General features: G+C 72.4%; 17 protein-coding genes. 11 read left to right on the forward strand and 6 right to left on the reverse strand.

All coding sequences use genetic code 11. From position 1 onward, the window contains the following. Nucleotides 1-52: 52 nt before the first annotated feature. The 6 genes from ABZ567_RS10580 to ABZ567_RS10605 are packed head-to-tail and all read left to right on the forward strand — an operon-like array spanning nucleotide 53 to nucleotide 7,170. Nucleotides 53-1,072, forward strand: a complete 1,020-nt coding sequence (locus ABZ567_RS10580; protein WP_360786700.1) for a sugar ABC transporter substrate-binding protein — start codon at nucleotides 53-55, stop codon at nucleotides 1,070-1,072. Next, nucleotides 1,069-2,124, forward strand: a complete 1,056-nt coding sequence (locus ABZ567_RS10585) for an ABC transporter permease (RefSeq protein ID WP_360786702.1) — start codon at nucleotides 1,069-1,071, stop codon at nucleotides 2,122-2,124. The genes ABZ567_RS10580 and ABZ567_RS10585 overlap by 4 nt, the downstream gene beginning before the upstream one ends. A gap of 8 nt (nucleotides 2,125-2,132) precedes the next feature. After that, nucleotides 2,133-2,927, forward strand: a complete 795-nt coding sequence (locus ABZ567_RS10590; RefSeq protein ID WP_360787592.1) for an ATP-binding cassette domain-containing protein — start codon at nucleotides 2,133-2,135, stop codon at nucleotides 2,925-2,927. 57 nt (nucleotides 2,928-2,984) lie between these two features. Beyond that, entirely contained in the window at nucleotides 2,985-4,160 is a 1,176-nt protein-coding gene (locus ABZ567_RS10595; RefSeq protein WP_360786704.1) for an ROK family glucokinase, read from the forward strand. Then, nucleotides 4,157-4,735 (forward strand): hypothetical protein, encoded by a 579-nt coding sequence (locus ABZ567_RS10600; RefSeq protein ID WP_360786706.1) that lies wholly within the window; start codon nucleotides 4,157-4,159, stop codon nucleotides 4,733-4,735. The genes ABZ567_RS10595 and ABZ567_RS10600 overlap by 4 nt, the downstream gene beginning before the upstream one ends. Before the next feature lie 44 nt (nucleotides 4,736-4,779). After that, nucleotides 4,780-7,170, forward strand: coding sequence for an alpha-N-acetylglucosaminidase (locus ABZ567_RS10605; RefSeq protein WP_360786708.1), 2,391 nt, complete (start codon nucleotides 4,780-4,782; stop codon nucleotides 7,168-7,170). Here ABZ567_RS10605 and ABZ567_RS10610 read toward each other — a convergent pair. From ABZ567_RS10610 to ABZ567_RS10630, 5 genes are all read right to left on the reverse strand, one after another. After that, on the reverse strand, nucleotides 7,091-9,385 hold the full coding sequence (locus ABZ567_RS10610) for a SpoIIE family protein phosphatase (RefSeq protein WP_360786709.1): 2,295 nt from the start codon (nucleotides 9,383-9,385) through the stop codon (nucleotides 7,091-7,093). The genes ABZ567_RS10605 and ABZ567_RS10610 overlap by 80 nt on opposite strands. A gap of 144 nt (nucleotides 9,386-9,529) precedes the next feature. Beyond that, entirely contained in the window at nucleotides 9,530-10,366 is an 837-nt protein-coding gene (locus tag ABZ567_RS10615; protein ID WP_360786711.1) for a class II fructose-bisphosphate aldolase, read from the reverse strand. A gap of 62 nt (nucleotides 10,367-10,428) precedes the next feature. Then, nucleotides 10,429-11,379 carry a sugar isomerase gene (locus ABZ567_RS10620; RefSeq protein ID WP_360786713.1) on the reverse strand — a complete coding sequence of 317 codons (951 nt, stop codon included), beginning with the start codon at nucleotides 11,377-11,379 and terminating at the stop codon, nucleotides 10,429-10,431. A 392-nt stretch (nucleotides 11,380-11,771) separates the two neighbouring features. Beyond that, nucleotides 11,772-12,779, reverse strand: coding sequence for an NEW3 domain-containing protein (locus tag ABZ567_RS10625; RefSeq protein ID WP_360786715.1), 1,008 nt, complete (start codon nucleotides 12,777-12,779; stop codon nucleotides 11,772-11,774). A gap of 34 nt (nucleotides 12,780-12,813) precedes the next feature. Then, a complete protein-coding gene (locus ABZ567_RS10630) occupies nucleotides 12,814-14,250 on the reverse strand; it encodes a Gfo/Idh/MocA family oxidoreductase (RefSeq protein ID WP_360786716.1) in 1,437 nt (478 codons plus the stop codon). 275 nt (nucleotides 14,251-14,525) lie between these two features. Between ABZ567_RS10630 and ABZ567_RS10635 the strand changes: the two genes are divergently transcribed. From ABZ567_RS10635 to ABZ567_RS10655, 5 genes are all read left to right on the forward strand, one after another. After that, a complete protein-coding gene (locus tag ABZ567_RS10635; RefSeq protein WP_360786717.1) occupies nucleotides 14,526-16,118 on the forward strand; it encodes an oleate hydratase in 1,593 nt (530 codons plus the stop codon). Nucleotides 16,119-16,134: 16 nt separating this feature from the next. Next, nucleotides 16,135-18,141 (forward strand): SpoIIE family protein phosphatase, encoded by a 2,007-nt coding sequence (locus ABZ567_RS10640; RefSeq protein ID WP_360786719.1) that lies wholly within the window; start codon nucleotides 16,135-16,137, stop codon nucleotides 18,139-18,141. Nucleotides 18,142-18,273: 132 nt separating this feature from the next. After that, nucleotides 18,274-19,626 carry an SGNH/GDSL hydrolase family protein gene (locus ABZ567_RS10645; RefSeq protein WP_360786721.1) on the forward strand — a complete coding sequence of 451 codons (1,353 nt, stop codon included), beginning with the start codon at nucleotides 18,274-18,276 and terminating at the stop codon, nucleotides 19,624-19,626. Between the two features lie 249 nt (nucleotides 19,627-19,875). Then, nucleotides 19,876-20,562, forward strand: coding sequence for a DUF4142 domain-containing protein (locus tag ABZ567_RS10650; protein WP_360786723.1), 687 nt, complete (start codon nucleotides 19,876-19,878; stop codon nucleotides 20,560-20,562). After that, nucleotides 20,559-21,176 carry a class F sortase gene (locus tag ABZ567_RS10655; protein WP_360786725.1) on the forward strand — a complete coding sequence of 206 codons (618 nt, stop codon included), beginning with the start codon at nucleotides 20,559-20,561 and terminating at the stop codon, nucleotides 21,174-21,176. Before ABZ567_RS10650 ends, ABZ567_RS10655 begins: the two co-directional genes overlap by 4 nt. 33 nt (nucleotides 21,177-21,209) lie before the next feature. Here ABZ567_RS10655 and ABZ567_RS10660 read toward each other — a convergent pair whose 3' ends face one another. Continuing rightward, complete coding sequence (locus tag ABZ567_RS10660; RefSeq protein ID WP_360786727.1) at nucleotides 21,210-21,530, reverse strand: hypothetical protein; 321 nt, start codon at nucleotides 21,528-21,530, stop codon at nucleotides 21,210-21,212. Nucleotides 21,531-21,540 lie beyond the last annotated feature (10 nt).

The following is a 21,540-nucleotide window of genomic DNA, read 5'->3' on the forward strand; positions in this document are numbered from 1 at the left end:
CATGACCGATACTGCAATGCACGCAGAAGGACACAAAGGAGGGCACGGCCTCGTGACCAGGCTTCGGACCGGAGGGGTACGCGCCGCAGTCGGCGCCGTGCTCGCGCTCGCGCTCACAGGAGCGCTGGCCGGATGCAGCAGCACCGGCGGCAAGCGGGCGGAGGACGCACGCAAGGCGGCCGAGGCCCAGGGCAGGGCGGCCGTGGACACCCCCCGCTGGACCTTCGCCATGGTGACCCACTCGGGTGACGGCGACACCTTCTGGGACATCGTCCAGAAGGGCGCCAAGCAGGCCGCGGCCAAGGACAACATCAACTTCCTCTACGCCCACAACGACGAGGCACAGCAGCAGGCGCAGCTGATCGACTCGTACGTCGCCAAGGGCGTCGACGGACTGATCGTGACCCTCGCCAAGCCAGACGCCATGAAGGCCGCCGTGGCGAAGGCCGTCAAGGCGGGCATCCCGGTGATCACCGTGAACTCCGGCGCCGAGCAGTCCGCGGCCTACGGGGCGCTCACCCACATCGGGCAGGACGAGACCGTCGCCGGCGAGGCCGTCGGCGAGGAACTCGACAAGCGCGGCAGGAAGAAGGCGCTCTGCGTCCTGCACGAGCAGGGCAACGTGGGCCACGAGCAGCGCTGCGCCGGAACGAAGAAGACCTTCGGCGGCGAACTGGTCAACCTGTACGTCGACGGCACCAACATGCCCGACGTCAAGGCCTCCATCGAGGCCAAGCTCCAGTCCGACAAGGACGTCGACGCCGTCGTCACCCTCGGCGCCCCCTTCGCCGACACCGCCGTCCAGGCCGCCCGGAGCGCCGGGAGCAAGGCCGAGGTCGACACCTTCGACCTCAACGCCAAGGTCGCCACCGCCCTCAAGACCGGCACCCTCGGCTTCGCCGTCGACCAGCAGCCCTACCTCCAGGGCTACCAGGCCGTCGACCTGCTCTGGCTGTACCGCTACAACGCCGACGTCCTCGGCGGCGGGAAGCCGGTCCTCACCGGCCCCCAGATCATCACGAAGGACGACGCCGGGAAGCTCGTCGAGTACGCGGAGCGGGGCACCCGATGAGTTCCACCGCCCCGCCGTCCGACGGCATCGACCACGTCGACGAACGGCTGCTCCGCACCTCCCCCCTCAAGAAGCTCCTCGCCCGCCCCGAGCTCGGCTCGGTCGTCGGCGCGATCGCCGTCTTCGTCTTCTTCTCGGTGGTCGCCGACAGCTTCCTGCGCCCGTCCAGCCTGGGGACCGTGCTCTACGCGGCCTCCACCATCGGCATCATGGCGGTCCCCGTCGCGCTGCTCATGATCGGCGGCGAGTTCGACCTGTCCGCCGGCGTCATGGTCACCAGCGCGGCCCTGATCTCGTCGATGTTCAGCTACCAGATGACGGCGAACGTCTGGGTCGGCGTCGGCGTCTCGCTGCTCGTCACCCTGGCGCTCGGCGCCTTCAACGGCTTCATGCTGACCCGTACGAAGCTGCCCAGCTTCATCATCACGCTCGGCACCTTCCTCATGCTGACCGGTCTGAACCTGGGCCTCACCAAGCTGATCAGCGGCACCGTCTCCACCAAGACCATCGCCGACATGGAGGGCTTCTCCTCCGCCCGCAAGCTCTTCGCCTCGCAGCTGACCGTCGGCGGCGTCGAGTTCAAGGTGACCGTCCTGTGGTGGCTCGCCCTCGTCGCGCTCGCCACCTGGATCCTGCTCCGCACCCGCTTCGGCAACTGGATCTTCGCGGTCGGCGGCGGCGCCGACGCGGCCCGCGCGGTCGGCGTCCCCGTCTACCGGACGAAGATCGGCCTCTACCTGGGCGTGGCCTTCTGCGCCTGGGTCTCGGGCCAGCACCTGCTCTTCTCCTTCGACGTCGTCCAGTCGGGCGAAGGCGTCGGCAACGAGCTCATCTACATCATCGCGGCCGTCATCGGCGGCTGTCTGATCACCGGCGGATACGGCTCCGCCATCGGCTCCGCGGTCGGCGCCCTCATCTTCGGCATGACCAGCAAGGGCATCGTGTACGCCGAGTGGAACCCGGACTGGTTCAAGTTCTTCCTGGGAGCGATGCTCCTCCTGGCGACCCTGCTCAACGCCTGGATCCGCAAGCGCGTGGAGGCCACCAAGTGACGACGGCCATGAAGACCGGGTCGGCTCCCCTCGTCGAGCTCGACGACGTCAGCAAGTACTACGGCAACATCCGCGCCCTCGAAGGGGTCTCCCTGGAGGTCCGCTCCGGCGAGATCACCTGCGTCCTCGGCGACAACGGCGCCGGCAAGTCCACCCTCATCAAGATCGTCGCCGGTCTGCACCGGCACGACACCGGAGTCTTCCGCATCGAGGGCGAGGACGTCACCCTCGCCAACCCGCGCGACGCCCTCGACCGGGGCATCGCCACCGTCTACCAGGACCTGGCCGTCGTCCCCCTCATGCCGGTCTGGCGGAACTTCTTCCTCGGCTCCGAGCCCACCAAGGGCTCCGGCCCCTTCAAGCGGCTCGACGTCGGCCTGATGCGGGCCACCACCCGCGAAGCGCTGCTCCGCATGGGCATCGACCTGCGCGACGTCGACCAGCCCATCGGCACCCTCTCCGGCGGCGAGCGCCAGTGCGTGGCCATCGCCCGCGCCGTCCACTTCGGCGCCAAGGTCCTCGTCCTCGACGAGCCGACCGCCGCCCTCGGCGTCAAGCAGTCCGGAGTGGTCCTCAAGTACGTCGCCGCCGCCCGTGACCAGGGCCTCGGCGTGGTCCTCATCACGCACAACCCGCACCACGCCTACCTCGTCGGCGACCGTTTCGTCCTCCTCAAGCGGGGCGTGACGGCCGGCAGCCACACCAAGGGCTCCGTGACCCTCGACGAGTTGACCCGGCAGATGGCCGGCGGCACCGAGCTCGAGGACCTCCGCCACGAGCTGGAGAGGCCCACCGCGACGTGACGGAGCCCGTCCCGATGTGACGGGCCCTTCACCCCCCACCTGGCAGAATCGGAGCCGATGAGTACCTACCGTGACCTCGCCCACCGCGGGTCCGCCCGGGGCACCGTGCTGCGGACCGTCGGCACCCGGGAGCGGCGCTCCCACCTGACGGCGCCCCGGGTGCCGACCGTCGGCATCGACATCGGCGGTACGAAGGTGATGGCCGGGGTCGTCGACGCCGACGGCAACATCCTGGAGAAGCTCCGCACGGAGACCCCGGACAAGTCCAAGAGCGCCAAGGTCGTCGAGGACACCATCGTCGAACTGGTCCTCGACCTCTCCGACCGGCACGACGTGCACGCCGTCGGCATCGGCGCGGCCGGCTGGGTCGACGCCGAGCGTGCCACGGTGCTCTTCGCCCCGCACCTCGCCTGGCGCAACGAGCCCCTCCGCGACGCGCTCCAGGGCCGCCTGGCCGTCCCCGTCATGGTCGACAACGACGCCAACACCGCCGCCTGGGCCGAGTGGCGCTTCGGCGCGGGCCGTGACGAGGACCACCTCGTCATGATCACCCTCGGCACCGGCATCGGCGGCGCCATCCTGGAGGGCGGCCAGGTCAAGCGCGGCAGGTACGGGGTCGCCGGCGAGTTCGGCCACATGCAGGTCGTCCCCGGCGGACACCGCTGCCCCTGCGGCAACCGCGGCTGCTGGGAGCAGTACAGCTCCGGGAACGCCCTGGTCCGCGAGGCCCGCGAGCTGGCCGCCGCCGACTCCCCGGTCGCCTACAACATCATCGAGCGGGTCAAGGGGAACATCCCAGACATCACCGGACCGCTCATCACCGAACTCGCCCGCGAGGGCGACGCCATGTGCGTGGAGCTGTTCCAGGACATCGGCCAGTGGCTCGGCGTCGGCATCGCCAACCTCGCCGCCGCCCTCGACCCCTCCTGCTTCGTCATCGGCGGTGGCGTCTCGGCCGCCGACGACCTGCTCATCGGCCCCGCAAGGGACGCCTTCCGCCGCCACCTCACCGGCCGCGGCTACCGCCCCGAGGCCCGCATCGTCCGCGCCCAGCTCGGCCCCGAGGCCGGCATGGTCGGCGCCGCCGACCTCGCCCGGCTCGTCGCCCGCCGCTTCCGCCGCGCCAACCGGCGCCGGGTCGAGCGGTACGAACGGTACGAGCGCTACGCCCAGGCCCTGCGCAGCGGGACCTCGGCCCTGGCCCCCCGTACCCCCGAGGATCCGCCCTCATGACCCTGCCCCGCCAGTCCCTCCCTCCACGCGACCCCCGGGAGAAGCTGCCCGAGGACCGCCGGCACATGATCCGCCGCCGCTGGCTGACCGCCGTCATCATCGTGCTGCTCGTCGGCATCCCGGCCGGCTACCTCGTCATCTCCGCGGGCCAGAGCCGGGACAGCGGCCGCGACAAGGAACGCGAGTCCTCGGCGGCCGGCCTCCAGGACAACTGGCCCTCGCTGATGAAGCGCCGGGTCTTCGAGGTCCCCGTCCCCGCCGGGTCCTGGGCCGTCGCCTACTACGAGACCAGCAACTGGAAGACGAGCCGGCTGTACGTCCAGTTCACGACGACCGCGACCGGCCTCGACACCTACCTGGCCGAGTCCGGCACCAGCCGCGCCGCGCTCACCCCGGGCCGGATCACCATCGGCGAGCGTGACGCCGACATCGCCGACTGGAGCTTCGCCGACGGCATGACCTGGGCGGGCACCACGGTGAGGCGTGAGGAACCGCGCCCGACCACCGACATCACCGTCGACCTCACCGACCCGGCGTTCCCGCGCGTCCACACGGTCTCGACGACCAGCCCCTGAAATGATCGGAGGCTCCATCACCCCTGCTCCGATGGGTAGCCTCCGTGAGAAGACTGTGCTCCTGGGCCTCCGCGTTCGTGGCCCTGGCCCTCGCCGTTCCCGCCGCGGCGGCGGGAACGTCCGCAGCGGTGACGGAGACCGGGACCGGGGCCGTCGGGGTGGCCGCCGGCCGGACCGCCTTCGCCGAGGGGCCGGCCAGGGCCGCGCTCGCCCGGCTGCTGCCCCGCCACGCCTCCCAGTTCACCCTCGTCCCGGTGAGCCGCCCCGCGTCCGGTGACTACTTCACCGTGTCCGGCTACGCGGGCCGCCTGCGGGTCGAGGGCACCAGCCCCGCCGTCATCCTCAGCGGCGTCAACCAGTACCTGAAGTACACCGCGAAGGTCGACATCGGATGGCCCGGCGACAGCACGGCGAAGCTGCCCCGGATCCTTCCCGCCCCCGCCGGCACCGTCCGCGGGGACGCGTCGGTGCCCCACCGCTTCGCGCTCAACGACACCGACGACGGCTACTCCGGCGCCTACCGCGACTGGGCCTCCTACGAGAGGCAGATCGACCTCCTCGCCCTCCACGGCGCGAACGAGGTCTTCGTCCAGATGGGCGCGGACGCCGTCTACCACCGGACGTTCCAGGAGTTCGGCTACTCCAGGGACGAACTCGCGTCCTGGATCCCCGGCCCCGCACACCAGCCGTGGTGGCTGATGCAGAACATGTCGGGCTTCGGTTCCCCCGTCTCCCAGCGGCTGCTCGACGACCGCGCCGCCCTCGGCCGCAGGATCGCCGACCGACTGCGCCAGCTCGGCATGACCCCGGTGCTGCCCGGCTACTTCGGCACCGTGCCCCCGGGTTTCACGGCCAGGAACCCCACCGGACCCGTCGTCCCGCAGGGCCGCTGGGTCGGCTTCGACCGGCCCGACTGGCTCGACCCGCGCAGCCCCGCGTACACGGAGGTCGCCGCCTCGTTCTACCGCCACCAGCGCGACCTCCTCGGCGACTCCACGATGTACAAGATGGACCTGCTCCACGAAGGCGGACGACCGGGGGACGTCCCCCTGGGAGACGCCGCCGAGGCCGTCATGAACGCGTTGCAGACCGCCCGCCCCGGCGCCGTCTGGGTCCTCCTCGGCTGGCAGAAGAACCCCTCCGCGCAGCTCGTCGACGCCGTCGACAAGAGCAGACTCCTCATCGTCGACGGCCTCTCGGACCGCTACGACGGCCTGGACCGGGAGACCACCTGGCACGGCGCGCCCTACGCGTTCGGCACGATCCCCAACTTCGGCGGCCACACCACCATCGGCGCGAACACCGCCGTCTGGGCCGCCCGCTTCGACCAGTGGCGCACCAAGGAGGGCAGCGCCCTGAAGGGCATCGCCTATCTGCCGGAGGGCACCGGAACCAACCCCGCCGCCTACGAACTGTTCACCGAACTCGCCTGGCGCACCGGCCCGCTGGACCACCGGGCATGGTTCGCCGCGTACGCGGAGCGGCGCTACGGCGGCGCCGACCCGCACGCCGCCGCGGCGTGGGAACTGCTGCGCACCGGCCCGTACAGCACCCCGTCCGGTACGTGGAGCGAGTCCCAGGACAGCCTGTTCACCGCGCGGCCCCGACTCACCGCGACCAAGGCGGCCAGTTGGGGACCGGGCGCCATGCGCTACGACGCGAGCACGGTACGGCGGGCACTGGCGGAACTCCTGCGGGTCGCCCCCGGGCTGCGGACCACCGACGCCTACCGCTTCGACCTGGTCGACGTCGCACGGCAGGCCCTCGCCGACCACAGCCGGACCCTGCTCCCGCGGATCAAGGCCGCCTACGACGCCAAGGACCTCGCCGCGTTCCGGCAGCGGGCCGCCGAGTGGAAGAGCCACCTCGCCCTCCTCGACGAACTCCTCGCCACGGACACCCGTTTCCTCCTCGGACCCTGGCTCGAGGACGCCACGTCCTGGGGCGCCACCGAGGAGGAGAGGGCGGCGGCCGAGTTCGACGCCCGCTCCGTCCTCACCACCTGGGGCGACCGCTCCGGCAGCGACGCGGGCGGCCTGCACGACTACGCCAACAGGGAATGGTCCGGGCTCGTCTCCGACTTCTACGCCATGCGCTGGACGAAGTACCTCGACTCCCTCGACACCGCCCTCGTCACCGGCCGGGCGCCGGTCGCCATCGACTGGTTCGCCGTCGAGAACGCCTGGAACCTGGAGCGCGCCGCGTACCCCGTCCACGCCTCGGGCGACCCGATGGCCCTGGCGACCGCCGTACACGAGGCCCTGCCCGCTCCGCAGCCGACGGCGCCCGTCACGGGCACGGGCGGCGCCGCGGCGGCGCTCCACGCGTGGCGCCGGTCCCCGGACCGGGCGGCGCTCAGCCGGGCGGGGGCAGGGACTGCTCCGTCCAGATCGTCTTCCCGTGCCGTGTGTACCGGCTGCCCCACCGGTCGGTGAGCTGCGCGATCAGGAAGAGGCCCCTGCCTCCCTCCTCCGAGGCCTGAGCGCGGCGCATACGGGGCTGGGTGCTGCTGCGGTCGGAGACCTCGCAGATCAGCGACGCCGCGCGGATCAGGCGGAGTTCGAGCGGACCGCCCGCGTAGCGGATGGCGTTGGTGACCAGCTCGCTGGCCACCAGCTCGGTGGTGAAGGCCAGTTCGTCCAGGTCCCACCGCGACAGCTGGTCGAGCACCCGCTCCCGGGCCTCCGCCACCACCGACGGATCCGCCGCGAAGGTCCAGGCGGCGGTGGACCGCTCGGGCACCGCCCGGGTCCGCGCGAGCAGCAGCGTCACGTCGTCCGACAGCGGACCCGGAACGAGCTCCGCCACCACCGCGGGGCCGGCCTCCTCCAGCGGCCGGCCGGGGGTGACCACCGAGGACAGCGCGTTCCCGAGGGCCGTCATCCCCACGTCGAGGTCGGCATGGCGCCGCTCGATCAGACCGTCGGTGTAGAGCGCGAGGACGCTCCCGTCCGGCACTTCCGTCTCGACCGGCTCGAAGGGCAGCCCCCCGACGCCCAGCGGCGGCCCCGGACTGACGTCCAGGTAGGTGACGGCGCCGTCCGGGGTGACCAGCGCCGGCGGCGGATGCCCGGCGCTGGCCGCGAGACACCGCCGGGTCACCGGGTCGTACGTCACGTACAGGCACGTGGCACCGAACGAGCCGTACGCGGTCTCCGCCCCGGGCGTGCGGGTCGCCTCGCCGGCCTCGATCACGAACTGCGACACCAGGTCGTCCAGATGCGTCAGGAGCTCGTCGGGTTCGAGGTCGAGGTCCGCGAGGGTCCGTACGGCGGTGCGCAGGCGCGCCATCGTCGCGGTCGCCTGGAGTCCGTGCCCGACGACGTCGCCGACGACGAGCGCGACCCGCGCGGACGACAGGGGGATGACGTCGAACCAGTCCCCGCTGACCCCGCTCGCCGTGTCGGTCGGCAGGTACACGCTCGCGGTGTGCACCGCGACGGTGTCGGTCGTCGGTGACGGCAGCAGACTGCGCTGCAGACTGATCGCGGCGCTTCTCTCCCGGTTGTACCGGCGGGCGTTGTCCACGACCAGGGCGGCCCGCGAGGCGATCTCGTCGAGCAGGGCGAGGTCCTCCGGGGCGAACGGCGGTCGGCCCTCGCCCCGCCCGACCTGGATCCGGCCGAGGAGCAGCCCCCGGGCCCGGAGCCACGCGCTCATACCGTACGGGGAGGCCACCGGGTCGACTTCGGGGCCGGCGTCGAGCATTCCGGGGGAGCCCCCGGCCACGGCCACCCGGCGCAGTGAGTCGGCGAGGTCGTGCTCGGCGGCCGGTTCCTCGCTGGTGAAGACGGCCTCCGCGACGTCGACGACTGCCACGTCGGCGAGCCCGGGGACGAGCACCCCGGCCAGATCCCGGGTGGTCTCCTCCGCGGAGAAATGGGCGTTCAGCACCGTCGTCGCCCGGTGCAGCAGGTCGAGTCGGCGCTGAGACAACCGTTCCTCCGTGACGTCGAGGAAGAGGGCCGTGACCCCCGCGACCTCCCCGTTCGTCCCTTGCAAGCGGAACGCGGACAGCGCCAGGACGCGTCCCGTCCCCGGGTCGACCTGGGTGTGGACCTCCACGTCCACCGCGACCAGCGGGACCCCGGTCGTCAGCACCTCGCGCAGCCGCGCGTCGATCACCCTGGCGTCCGACTCCCGGAGGAAGTCCGCGAGCCGGGCCCCGTACAGATCGGCCGGAACACCCGTATAGGGAAGGAGGGGGGTGTTCGTCCGTACGAGCCGCAGTTCCTTGTCCAGGACGGCGAGACCGACACGCTCCTGGAGGAACAGCTCCCGCATGAACGCATGGCCCTGGCGCCACTGCGCGACCAGGGCGAGCGGGGCGGCGAGGACCAGGAACTGGTGCGCCCCCGCGATGCCCTGTCCCTCGTCGAGCGGCAGGACGCGGAACAGCACGTCGCCACCGCCGCCCGGCGCGAGCGCGGCCCGGCCCTCCCAGATGGGACGGTCCCGCTGCGCCATGACCGCCCCCCAGGTGTCGGGGTCCGCGAGCAGGTCACGGATCCGCAGGCCGCGCAGCTCACGCGCCGTGCGGTTCAGGAGCGTCTCCGCGGCGGGGGTGCAGCTCAGGACGGTCCCCTCGGCGTCCACCACGAGCCCGGCCGCGTGCCCGGCGTCGAGGGGGTCGTCGTTCGTGTGGGCCATCCGGGTGCACGCTCCGTTCCACGCCTGGTCACCGGCGAGGACCACGGCTCATCGTCACTCTGCCCGTGCGCCCGCTCCACGGCACGCGGTCGTGGCCCGAATGGCGGGGTGTCGCCCGGCGCGTGCCCGGTCGGCCCGTACGGGTCAGCTGACGGCGAGCACGCGCAGGAGCCGTGCCACCTCCGCCGCGACGGCGTCGCGCGCCGGGCCGAGGTACTTCCGGGGGTCGGCGGTGTCGGGGTGGGCGTCGAGGTGGTCGCGGACGGTCCGGGTGAACGTCTTGTTGAGGTGGGTGGAGACGTTCACCTTGGTCATGCCGGCCGTGACCGCCTTGGTGAGGTCGTCTTCGGCGACCCCGGAAGAGCCGTGCAGGACCAGCGGCACGCCCACGGCGGCTCGCAGTCGTGCGATGAGTCCGAAGTCGAGGACGGCGTCACGGGTGAGCATGGCGTGCGAACTGCCCACGGCGACGGCGAGGGCGTCCACGGCGGTCGCCGTGACGAACGCGACGGCCTCGTCCGGATCGGTACGGACCCCGGGGGCGTGGGCGCCGTCCTTGCCGCCGACCTCGCCCAGTTCCGCCTCGACCCACACGTCCGCGCGGTGGCAGTAGTCGGTGACCTCCCGGGTCGCCGCCACGTTCTGCGCGTACGGCAGCTTGGAGGCGTCGAACATGACGGAGGTGAAGCCGAGGTCGACGGCCTCGCGGACGAGGTCCGCCGACTCGGCGTGGTCGAGGTGGACGGCCACCGGGACGCCCGCCGCGCGGGCGAGCGCGAGGGACGCGAGGCCGATCGGCGCGAGCGAGCCGTGGTAGCGGGCGGTGTTCTCGCTGACCTGGAGGATGACCGGCAGTCCGGCGCTCTCGGCTCCCGCGACGATCGCCTCGGCGTGCTCGATCTGGACGACGTTGAACGCGCCGACACCGGACGCCCGCGCGTGCGCGGGAGCGACGATCTCGTCAGTGGCTGACAGGGGCATGGCTTCTCTCTACGGAGACGTACGGGACGGGGCGGGGAGGTGCGTCGTGCGGACGCGCGGTATCAGGCGGCGGGGCCGTCGAGGATCACCGAACGGGTGAGGTTGCGCGGGCGGTCGGGGTCGAAGCCCTGGGCCTCTGCCAGCCGGACGGCCAGCCGCTGGGCGAGGACGAGGTCCGCCAGCGGGTCGAGAGCGCCGGACTCGTCGCCGGACCCGGCGACGAGGGTGCCGCCGACCCGGGCGACGTCGTCGGCGAGACCCGACGGGGTCGGGCCGAAGACCCAGGTCACCCGGCCGGGACCGGTGATGCTGATCGGCCCGTGCCGGTACTCCATGGCCGGGTACGCCTCGGTCCACGCGCCGGCGGCCTCACGCATCTTCAGCCCTGCCTCGAGGGCGAGTCCGTAGCTCCAGCCGGTGCCGAGGAAGGTGAACTGCTCGGCGGCGCACACGTCGGCGTCGAGGTCCAGCGCGAGGGCCCGCCGCACGTCGGCGATCGCCCGGTCGAGCGGCCGCACGCCGGCCGGAAGCGCGCCCTCGGTCTCCAGGTGCGCGCGCAGCAGCGCGAGCACCGTGGTGGCGAAGCGCGTCTGCACCACGGACTCCTCGTCGGCGAAGTCGAGCACGGCGACGGCGTCGGCCACCCGCATGACGGGGGTCTCGGGGTCGGCGGTGATCGCTCCGGTCGGCGTGGTGCCCTTCAACCGGGCCAGGAGGTCCAGGACTTCGGTCGTGGTGCCGGAGCGGCTGATGGCGAGCACGCGGTCGTAGCGGCGCCCGTGGGGGAACTCGGACGCGGCGAAGGCGTCGGTCTCGCCGTGACCGCCGCGCTCGCGGAGTTCGGCGTAGGCCAGGGCCATGAACCAGGAGGTTCCGCAGCCGACGACGGCCACGCGCTCGCCCCGGCGGGGCAGGACGTCGGCGTAGCGGGCCGACGACTCCCGGACCCGCAGCCAGGTGCCGGGCTGCGAGGCGATCTCGACCGAGGTACGGGACGACGCTGTGGTGGTCATGGAAAACGGCTCCTTCGGGGGACAGGCCCACGCACTTCGGGACGCGATGCGTGAAACCGCATGATAAGAGCTTGCTTCAATCAACTAGAAGCACATTTAATGCGGGAAGTATGGCGGAACGGCTGCTCGGGGTCCAGGGGGCAGGCCGTGACGTCGCGCGGAAGGCCGACCCCCGTTCCGGCGCACCTCCGAGTAACAGCGCATCGCCGCCGCGGTCGTCGAACCCGTCGGCGACGGGGACGTCATACGAGCTGGTGGGCTCTCCGGCGGAGAGGGTGCTGAGGGAGGTCGTCCTCGACATCGCCGTCCTCGGCGTGCACGGGCTCGACCCCGTGCTCGGGGGGATGACGCGTCACGAGGACGAGGCGGCGGGCGGTGGCCAAGGAGGGGGCTCAGGGAGCGACGGCCATGTCGAAGAGGTGGATGCCGCCGTTGCTCGGCAGCACCACGAAGTCGACCTGCTTGGTCCTGTCGAGGGGGATGGAGTGGGCGAAGACCCGGTACGCGATGCCGGCGTTCCCGTACCCGCTCGGGCGGTTGCGCCCGTCACTGGACGCCACCAGGGTCGCCCCGTGGGCGTTCGCCGGGTCGAACGACCAGTTGGGGAAGCCGAACGAGCCGGTGCTGCTCGTCCCGTCCGTGTAGTGCACGGTGGCCGTACCCGACGCCCCGCTGGTGACGCCCGAACCGAGGAACACGAGCTTGCCGCCGGTGCCGCTCAGGGCGACGGCCTGGCCCGCCGCGGTGACGTTGTCCCTGGTGCCGCTCGGCACGGTCGGCCAGCGCAGCTCCGCGCCCAGGGCGCTCACGGGCGCGCCGGGGCGCAGTCCCACGTCGGCGAGCTTCTGGGCGGAGAAGCTGTTGCCCTCGCCGTCGTAGTCGCCGGGCCCCGTGTCGCTCTCGTCGGTCACCCCCACGTTGTTGTAGGCGGCGGCCAGGTTCGCGAGGGGCGTGCCGCTGCGCTGGGTCCTGGTGGCCGTGGCCGACCCGGCCCCGTCGCCCCCCTGGTAGGTCGCGGTCGCGGTGAACGTACGGACGGTGAAGCCGGCGCGCTGCTCCGGCACCTGGATGCGGAAGGTGGCGGCGGTGGAGGTCCCTCTGGTGAGGGAGCCGTCGACGCGGACGACCGAGGGCTGGACGGCCCAGCCGGTCGGGCCGCCGAAGGACACCTGGAGTGAGCGCATCCGGTCCGGCCCGGCGTTGGTGACGGTCACCTTCACCGTGGAGACGGCCGGGCCCGCCAGGTCGACGGGGGAGATCGTGACCGCCGTCCGCGCGGTGGCGGGCGCCGGCTCCTGTTCCGCCGCGGCGGCCGTCCCGGCCCCCGCGAGCGGGAGGAGGGCGAGCACACCTGCCACGGCCACCGCTCTGAGTGACCGGATCAGTCCTGCTGAACTCATGTGCTGCTCCTCTGCGGGGAGGGGGCGGTGGGTGTCAGACGACGGGAGGCATCTCGGTGGTGCGGGAGTCGAGCCCCGTGCGGAGGTTGACCCAGGCACCCCGGGTGAAGTCGGGGATCTGCACGGGACGCCCCTTGTTTGCCAGGGACATGACACTCAGGGGGACGGGGGCGCACCAGGCCGCCGAGTCGTAGACGTCGATGTCGGGGACGAGGCCCGCCCGCATCAGCTGGACCGTCCGCCACTGCAGGACGTAGTCCATGCCGCCGTGGCCGCCGTTGTTCGCCGCGTCGTCACCGATCTTCTTCCACAGCCAGTGGTCGAACTCCTTGCGGTACGAGCCGAAGTCCCGCCAGGCGTGTCCGCCGTGGTCCGGCTCGACGTAGACCCGGCCGCCTCCGGCCGACAGCACCCCGGCGTAGTCCTCGAAGATCCCCCGGCTGCCGGCGAGCGTGTTGATGCGGCTGTAAGGGCGGGGGGAGCTCACGTCGTGCTCGGCGCGGATGACCCGGCCCTTGGCCGTGTCGATCAGACACGTGACCAGGTCGCCGTTGACGTACGTCTCCCTCCAGGAGGGGTGGTTCCGCGGCACGAACCGCTCCCGGTAGTCGGCCAGACCCTTCGGCGCGGTCGCGGTGGCGCGCAGCGTGGTCATGCGGTCGCCCCGGTTGATGTCCATGGCGGCGGCGATCGGCGCGAGCCCGTGCATGGCGTAGAAGGAGGCGGTACTGCGGGTGTGCCACATCCGGCGCCACGCGTCGGTGTAGTACGTGTCGGAGAAGAGCAGCGCGCGCAGGTCGTGGAGGTAGCCGCCGTGCCCGTTGGTGATGTCGCCGAAGAGCCCCTCGTGCGCCATCTTCAGCATGGCCAGCTCGTTGCGGCCGTAGCTGCAGTTCTCCGCCAGCATCAGATGGCGCCGGGTGAGCTCCGAGGTGTCGACCAGGTCCCAGAGCTCGTCGAGGCCGGTGGCGACGGGCAGCTCGACGATCACGTGCTTGCCGGCCAGGAGCGCGGCCTTCCCCTGCTCGTAGTGGAACTCCCAGGGGGTGGCGATGTAGACGAGGTCGATGTCGTCGCGCCGCAGCATCTGGGCGTACGCGTCGGCGGAGCCGCCGAACTCGGCGGGGCGGGGCCTGCCGGCGGCGGCCAGCCGGTCGGCGGCCTGCTTGGCGCGGTCGGCCCGGATGTCGCAGACGGCGGTCACGGTGCAGCCGGGCACCACGGCCCAGCCCGTGGTCATGCCGGAGCCGCGGTTGCCCAGCCCGATGACGCCGACGCGGACCGTCCGGTGGGCCTCGTAGGGCACGTCGATCATCGACCGCTGGCCCGCCTTCCGGCGCGGCGTCGACGCCGCCGCGTCCGTCGCGGCCGCGGCGGGGGCCGCGACTCCGACTCCGGCGGCCAACGCCCCGGTGGCGGCCACGGCGCCTCCCAGGATCAGGCGGCGTGAGACTGCGGGGGTTCCTGTCATGGATTCATCGCTCCTCTAGGCGTACGGCAGCGGACGCGTGACGACTGTGGCGGGGCGATCGGATACATGTCAATAGGTGTTCGTTGAGGGGCAGTTCCACGCAGGGGTACGCATCCGTGGCCGGATTCATTGCGTGGATCGTCCAAGCGGAGCGCGGGCTCCGTTCGCGCCCCAAGCCGATCCGGGTGAGGCTCGTACAGCTGGGCGGTCGGGTCGACACGTCGCCTGCCCGACCGTCCGCTCCGCGTCCGCCCCGCCCCACCGGAGGTCCCGCCGTGCCGGCATCGAAGAACTCCAAGGTCCACCTGGTCGGCGGTGGTATCGCCTCGCTCGCGGCAGCCGCGTTCCTCGTACGGGACGCGGGCGTGCCGGGGCGGAACATCCACATCCTGGAGCAGCTGCCGATCGCGGGCGGATCGATGGACGGCGCCCCGGCACCGACCCGCGAAGGCGGGTACGTCACGCGGGGCGGCCGGATGTTCGAGGAGGAGCACTACGTGTGCCTGTGGAACCTCCTGGAGTCCGTCCCCACGCTGGACGACCCGGCGATCTCGGTACGGCAGGAGATGCTCGCCTTCAACATCGAGCACCCCACCCACGCCAGGGCCCGCATCATCAACGGCGACCGCACCGTCGCCGACGCGTCCCAGCTCGGTCTGGACACGCGCGACCGTGCCGACCTGACCCGTCTGCTCGCCCTGCCGGAGCGGGTGATCGGGGCGCGGCGCATCGACGACTTCTTCCAGCCGCACTTCTTCACGACCAACTTCTGGTGCATGTGGCAGACCACGTTCGCCTTCCAGACCTGGCACTCGGCGATCGAACTGAAACGGTACTTCCTCGCCTTCGTCCAGGAATTCGACCGCATCCACACCCTTTCCGGGGTGCGGCGCAGCCGGTACAACCAGTACGACTCCGTGATCCGCCCGCTCCAGGAATGGCTCACCGCCCAGGGCGTGCGGACCGACTTCGGGGTGACCGTCGCCGACGCCGACTTCTCCGGCCCCGCCGCGCGCCGGATCTCCCGGCTCCACCTGGAGCGGGACGGCGCCGAGAACGGCACGATCGAGCTGGGGGAGGACGACTACACGTTCCTGACCATCGGCTCCATGACCGCCGACGCCGCCTACGGCGACAGCACCACCGTCCCCGAGCTCATCCGCGACAAGCGGGACGGGTCCTGGCGGCTGTGGGAGTCGATCGCCAAGAACGCCCCGGACTTCGGCCGCCCCAACGCCTTCTGCGGCAACATCGACGAGACCAAATGGGAGTCCTTCACCCTCACCATGACCGGCCGCACCCTCCTGGACCGCATCCAGGAGTACACCGGCAACGTCCCCGGCGAGGGCGCCCTGATGACCTGGAAGGACTCCCGCTGGCTGCTGTCGGTCGTGGTGCCGGCCCAGCCCCACTTCCGGGAGCAGCGGGACGACACGTACACGCTGTGGGGGTACGCGCTCTTCGGCGACGTCCCCGGCGACCACGTGCCCAAGAAGATGGACGCCTGCACCGGAGCCGAGATCCTCGACGAGCTCCTCGGCCACCTCGGCTTCGACGACATCGCCGACGAGGTACGCGCCACCACCCAGGTCACCACCGTCCAGATGCCCTACATCGACGCCCAGTTCCAGCGCCGCGTCGTCGCCGACCGCCCCCTCGTCGTCCCGGACGGCGCCCAGAACTTCGCCTTCCTCGGACAGTTCGTCGAGATCCCCGACGACGTCGTCTTCACCGTCGAATACTCGGTCCGCTCCGCCATGCTGGCCGTCTACCACCACTTCGGCGTCGACAGGGAGATCCCCGCCATGTACCACGGCCTCTCCGATCCGAAGATCGCCTGGTCCGCGCTGAAGACCGCCTTCGCCTGAGGCGGGGGAGGCACGAATGAACACGCAGCCCGAAGAGACGCGGGAGCAGGTGGCCCCGGGGCCCTGGGGCGACGCGGTCCTGGACGCGGTGTTCACCCAGTCCGACATCGGCCTGCACGTCCTGGACACGGAGCTGCGCGTCGTCCGCGTCAACACCGTCGCCGCCGGCATCCGCGGCATCCCGGCGGAACGGCTCGTCGGCCTGCCGGCGGTCGAGGCCTACGCCCTCGCCGGGGTCAGCGTCGACGAGGACCTCCTGCGCGCCGTCCTCACCACCGGCCGCCCGGCACTCGACCACCTCGTCACCGGTCGGCCCCCCACCGACCCCCGCACCGAGCACGTCTTCTCCGCCTCCGTCTACCGCCTCCAGGACGCCACCGGACGCGTGCTCGGCCTGGTCATCACGAGCACGGACGTCACCGCGCGCGAACGCACGCGGGCCCGGCTGCGGCTGTTGCAGGACGCCCACGAGCGCATCGGTTCCAGCCTCGACGTGGAACGCACGGCCCGTGAGCTCGTCGACCTGACGCTGCCGCGGTTCGCCGACTCCGTCGTGGTAGCCCTCACCGACACCGTACTCAGGGGGAGGGAACCGGGCCTGCGGTCCCGCAACCCGTCACCCCTGCTGCGCTGCGCCGCGGCGGGCCGGACCCGCACCGGCCCGCCGGTCCCGGCTCCGGGCGCCACCCTCCTCCCGGGGATCTTCGGCGACACGCTGCCGTCCCGGGCCGTGCTGCTCCCGTCCGAGGGGGACGACGGTTCCGCCGCGACCCGGCTGGTCGCCCCGCTGACCGTACGGGGGCAGATCTTCGGGGTCGTCGCCTTCCAGCGGACGGCCGACGCCGAACCCTACGGCCCGGACGACGTCGAACTCGTCGACGGCATGACGGACCGCACGGCGACGTGTCTGGAGAACGCCCTGCGGTTCACCCGCGAACACGTGATCATGACCGCGCTGCAGAGCTGGCCGCTCCGCCAGGAGGAGGCCACCCAGAGTGCCGTCGAGGTGGCGCGGCGGCACCGCCCCGGCGGCAGCGGCGCCGGAGCCTGGTTCGAGGTCGTCCCGCTCCCCGGGGCGCGGGTCGCGCTCGTCGTCGGCCAGGTCGAGCACGCGGGCCTCAGCGCCGTCGCCACCATGAGCCGACTGCGGACCGCCGTCCACAGCCTGACCACGCTCGACCTCGACCCCCACGAACTCCTCGCCCGCCTCCACGACACCACCCTCCGCCTCGCCGCCGAACACACGGACGCGTCCGGGAAGGACCGCCCGACCGCGAGCTGCACCGTCGCCGTCCACGACCCCGTCGGCGGACGCCTCGACATCGCCCGCGCCGGCACCTCGCTCCTCGCCGTCGTACGGCCCGACGGAGCGATCGACATGAAACCCGTCGACGAGGGCCCTCTCCTCGGCGCCGAAGGCCCGCCCTTCGCCTGCGCCGAGCACCTCCTGCCCGAGGGCAGCACCCTCTGCATGGCCTCACCCGCCACCTCGGGAGACGCCGACCCCCCGACCGAGGACCTCCTGGGCGCCCTCGGCCACCCGGACCGCGACGTGGAGGCGATGGCCGACGCCGTGGCAGGGCTCCTCGCCCGCGACCGTGTGGTCCTCCTCGCGCGGACCCGTCACCTGCCGCCGAGCGAACTCGCCCAGTGGAACGTCCCCTTCGACTTCGCCGCCGTCGGCACCGCACGCGCCCACGTCGAGGAGTGCCTCCGCCGGTGGGACCACCCCGCCGACCCGTTCACGGTGTCGCTCGTCGCCAGCGAACTCGTCACCAACGCCGTGCGCTACGGCGCCCCGCCCCTCACGCTCCGGCTCATCCGGACCTCCACCACCCTGGTCTGCGAGGTGGGCGACACCGGCCAGGCCGCCCCCCACCTCCGCCACGCCAAGGCCGTCGACGAGGGCGGCCGCGGCCTGCTCATCTGCGCCACCCTCGCGGAGAACTGGGGTGTGCGCCACACCGACGAGGGCAAGACCGTCTGGGCCGAACTGGGGGAGGGGAGCGGGTCTCCCGGGTGACCTTCCGCCGCCGGAGCCCGGACCGGCGTGCAGGGAGCGCCGGCCGGTCCGCGTAACGTGCCTCCGTGAGGACGGGTCGCGTACGGCCGACCCGACGTACCGGCCCCTGTACGCGTGTCCCGAGGAGACTTCGTGTTCCGCAGATGCAGAGCTGCGACGGCTCGCCTGGCGATGGTGTCCGTCGCCGCCGTCCTGTGCGTGAGCCCGCCGCTCGGATCGGGAACCGGTGGCGACCCCGGCGGCCACCGACCGACCGACACGGCCGACCAGGCCGAAACCGACATCAGCGACGCTTCCCCCACCCCGGGCCCGCCGGTGATCCCCTGGCCGAGGCACGATCACCGCGCGCCACGCGTCGGCGCCTGGGCCAACGCCGTCGTGGGAGAGGGCCGCTCCTTCAGCGGCCAGACCATCCGCATGGTCGTGCACGCGGACGCGACCGGCACCGCGCCGCGGATCACCCTGTCCAACCGGTACGGCACCAGTCCGCTGACGATCGGCACGGTCGACGTCGCCGTGCAGTCCTCAGGACCGCGCGCGGTCGGCGGCTCGCACCGCACCGCCACCTTCGGCGGCGCCACCGGAACCACCGTCGCCACCGGCGCGGAACTGCGCTCCGATCCGCTTCCCCTGCCGGTGGCCGCCGGGCAGAACCTGCTCGTCAGCGTGTACCTCCCCGGGACGACCGGCCCCTCGACCTGGCACGCCCTGGCCTACGAGACCACCTACATCTCACGGACCGGCGACCACAGCGCCGACGACGACGGCACGGACTACACGAGCACCGCCTCCTCCTGGTACTTCCTGTCCGGCGTGGACGTGGTGTCCACCACCGCGAACGGTACGGTCGTCGCCTTCGGCGACTCGATCACGGACGGCTCCAGCACGCCGACGGGAAGCAACCAGCGCTGGCCGAACCTCCTCGCCGCCGCACTCCGCCGCGAACAGGGCCATCGGGCCGGGGGCGTGGTCAACCTGGGGATCGGCGGCAACCGCGTCGTGACCGACTCGCCCTCGGCGGTCCAGGGCGTCAGCGGCGTCAAGCGCTTCAACGCCGACGCACTCGACCAGCCGGGTGTCCGCGCCGTGATCCTGCTCGAAGGGATCAACGACATCGGCAACCTCGCCGGCCCCGACGGCACGCCCCTGACCGCGCGTCACCTGACCGACGGCTACCGCTCGCTCGTCACCGCCGCGCACGCCAAGGGCATCAAGGTCTTCGGCGCGACGATCCTGCCGTACAGAGGCTCGGGCTACTACACGACGGCAGGTGAAGCCATCCGTCGACAGGTCAACGCCTGGATCCGCACGCCGGGCAACTTCGACGGGCACTTCGACACGGCCACGACGCTCGCCGACAGCACCGACACCACGATGCTGAACAGCGCCTACGACAGCGGCGACCATCTGCACCCCAACGCGGCCGGCATGCGAGCGATCGCCGACACGATCGACCTCGACGTCCTCCTCGCGGCGAACCCCTAGGGTCCGTCCGGACCATCCCGCCCGATCCGCGACGCCTCCCACCGGAGCCGCGGCTCTCCACGCGGCCCGAGGACGTCGGCGAGGTGTACCGCGGCCGGTCCACGGCGAGTGGTAACTCTTCCGGGTGAAAGACGTCGCTTCCTGACCGCTCCTGGCGTGGCGGGGGGATTCCTTCCCGTCGAGGTGCTATCGGGCATCTCGTCGCTCCGTGCGGCCGGACCGGCCGCACGGTGGATGGAGGAGGACGTTGTGAGGGTTACCCGGCTGACATCGGTCGCCGCTCTGGTCATAGCCGTGTCCGCGGCGGCGGGGCCGTACGCGGTCGCGGCGCCCGTGAGCGATCAGGACACGACGTTCACGAAGGCGGCGCACCAGGGGAATCTCGCCGAGATCGCGGCCGGTCAGGACGCGCAGGCCAACGCCACCAGCGCGTGCGTGAAAGAGGTCGGGCGGGTTCTCGTACGGGATCACGGCAAGCTCGACGCGGACGTGAAGGCGCTGGCGGCGAAACTGGGCGTCACGCTGCCCGGCGCCCCGACCGCCGAGCAGAAGGCCGAGCTCGCCGCGGTGCGGGCGAAGGCCGGGACGCCGGCGTACGACGCCGCCTGGCTGAAGGGCCAGGAGGCGGCACACACCAAGACGCTCGCCCTGATCGACACCGAGCTGCACACCGGGAAGAACGCCGAGGTCATGGCCGCGGCCCGGGCCGCGCGCCCCGTGGTGGCCATGCACCTCGACATGGTCCGGGGCGGCACGTGTCACGCGGGCAAGGACGCGCACATGGTCAAGGCCGGAAGCGGCGGCCACCTCGCGGCGCAGGACACCGACGCGCTCACCACCGCCGGCATCGCGAGTCTCGTCGGCGGCGGGCTCCTGGCCGGCGTCGGTGCCGTCTGGCTGATCCGCAGCCGACGGCGGGGGAACCAGCCTCGGTGACACCTCCCGCAGGCCGGATCACCGGCGGCGGCGCGATCCTGCTCGGTGTCACCCTGCTCACGGCCGGAGCGCTGCTCCTCGACGGCCCTTCGGCCGGCAGGGCCACCACCCCGGGATTCGGAGCCCTACCGGCGGCGGTCGTCCCGGTCGCGCCGCCCCCGGTCCCGGCCGATCCGTCCGTGCCGCGGGAACTGCGCGGCCCCCTGGGCCTGCGCGCGGACCTGGTCCCGGTCGCCGCCGGGCGGGACGGCGTCCTGGGTCTCCCCGAGGACGTGCGCCTCGGAGGGTGGTGGGCGCTCGGGGCGCCGGTCGGCTCCCGCGCCGGGACGACGCTGCTCGCCGGCCACGTCGACTCCCGACGCTCGGGTCTCGGCGCCTTCGCCGTCCTCCACCGACTGGGCCCGGGCTCCCGGGTGGAGGTGCGCGCGGCGAACGGCCGTGTGTACCGGTACGTGGTCACGGCCCGTCGGCTCTACGCCCGGACCGCCCTGCCCACCGACCTCTTCAGCCGCGAGGGGCCGCACCGCCTCGCCCTGCTCACCTGCGCGGGGACGTACGACGCGGCCGCGGCGGCGTACGACAGCAACGTGGTCCTGTACGCCTCGCCGGCATGACACGCCCGCGAGCGGACGGCCCGCGCCGAGGTCCTAGCCGGTGGCCCGTACCACGACCGGGAGCACCATGAGCGTCGTGGCGGTCACGCCGAGGACCGTGGCGACCGAGCGACGGCGCAGGCGTGCGTAGCGGTCGCTGTACTCGCGTTGGAGTTCGTCCGCGCGCGCGACGGCGTCCTGGAGCATGCGGCGCCGCACGGCGAGATGCTCCTGCGCGAAGGACAGCGCGATCTCCGACTCCTCCCGGGGGCCCAGCCACGGGAAGCGTCGGGCGAAGGCCTCGCCGGCCTCCGCGGCCTCCGTCCTCGCCCGCTGGGCGAGCAGGTACCCCTCCAACCGGGCGATCCCCGCCACGATCTCCGTG

The sequence above is a fragment of the Streptomyces sp. NPDC016459 genome, assembly GCF_040632845.1.
In the GTDB taxonomy this organism is placed as follows: Bacteria; Actinomycetota; Actinomycetes; order Streptomycetales; family Streptomycetaceae; genus Streptomyces.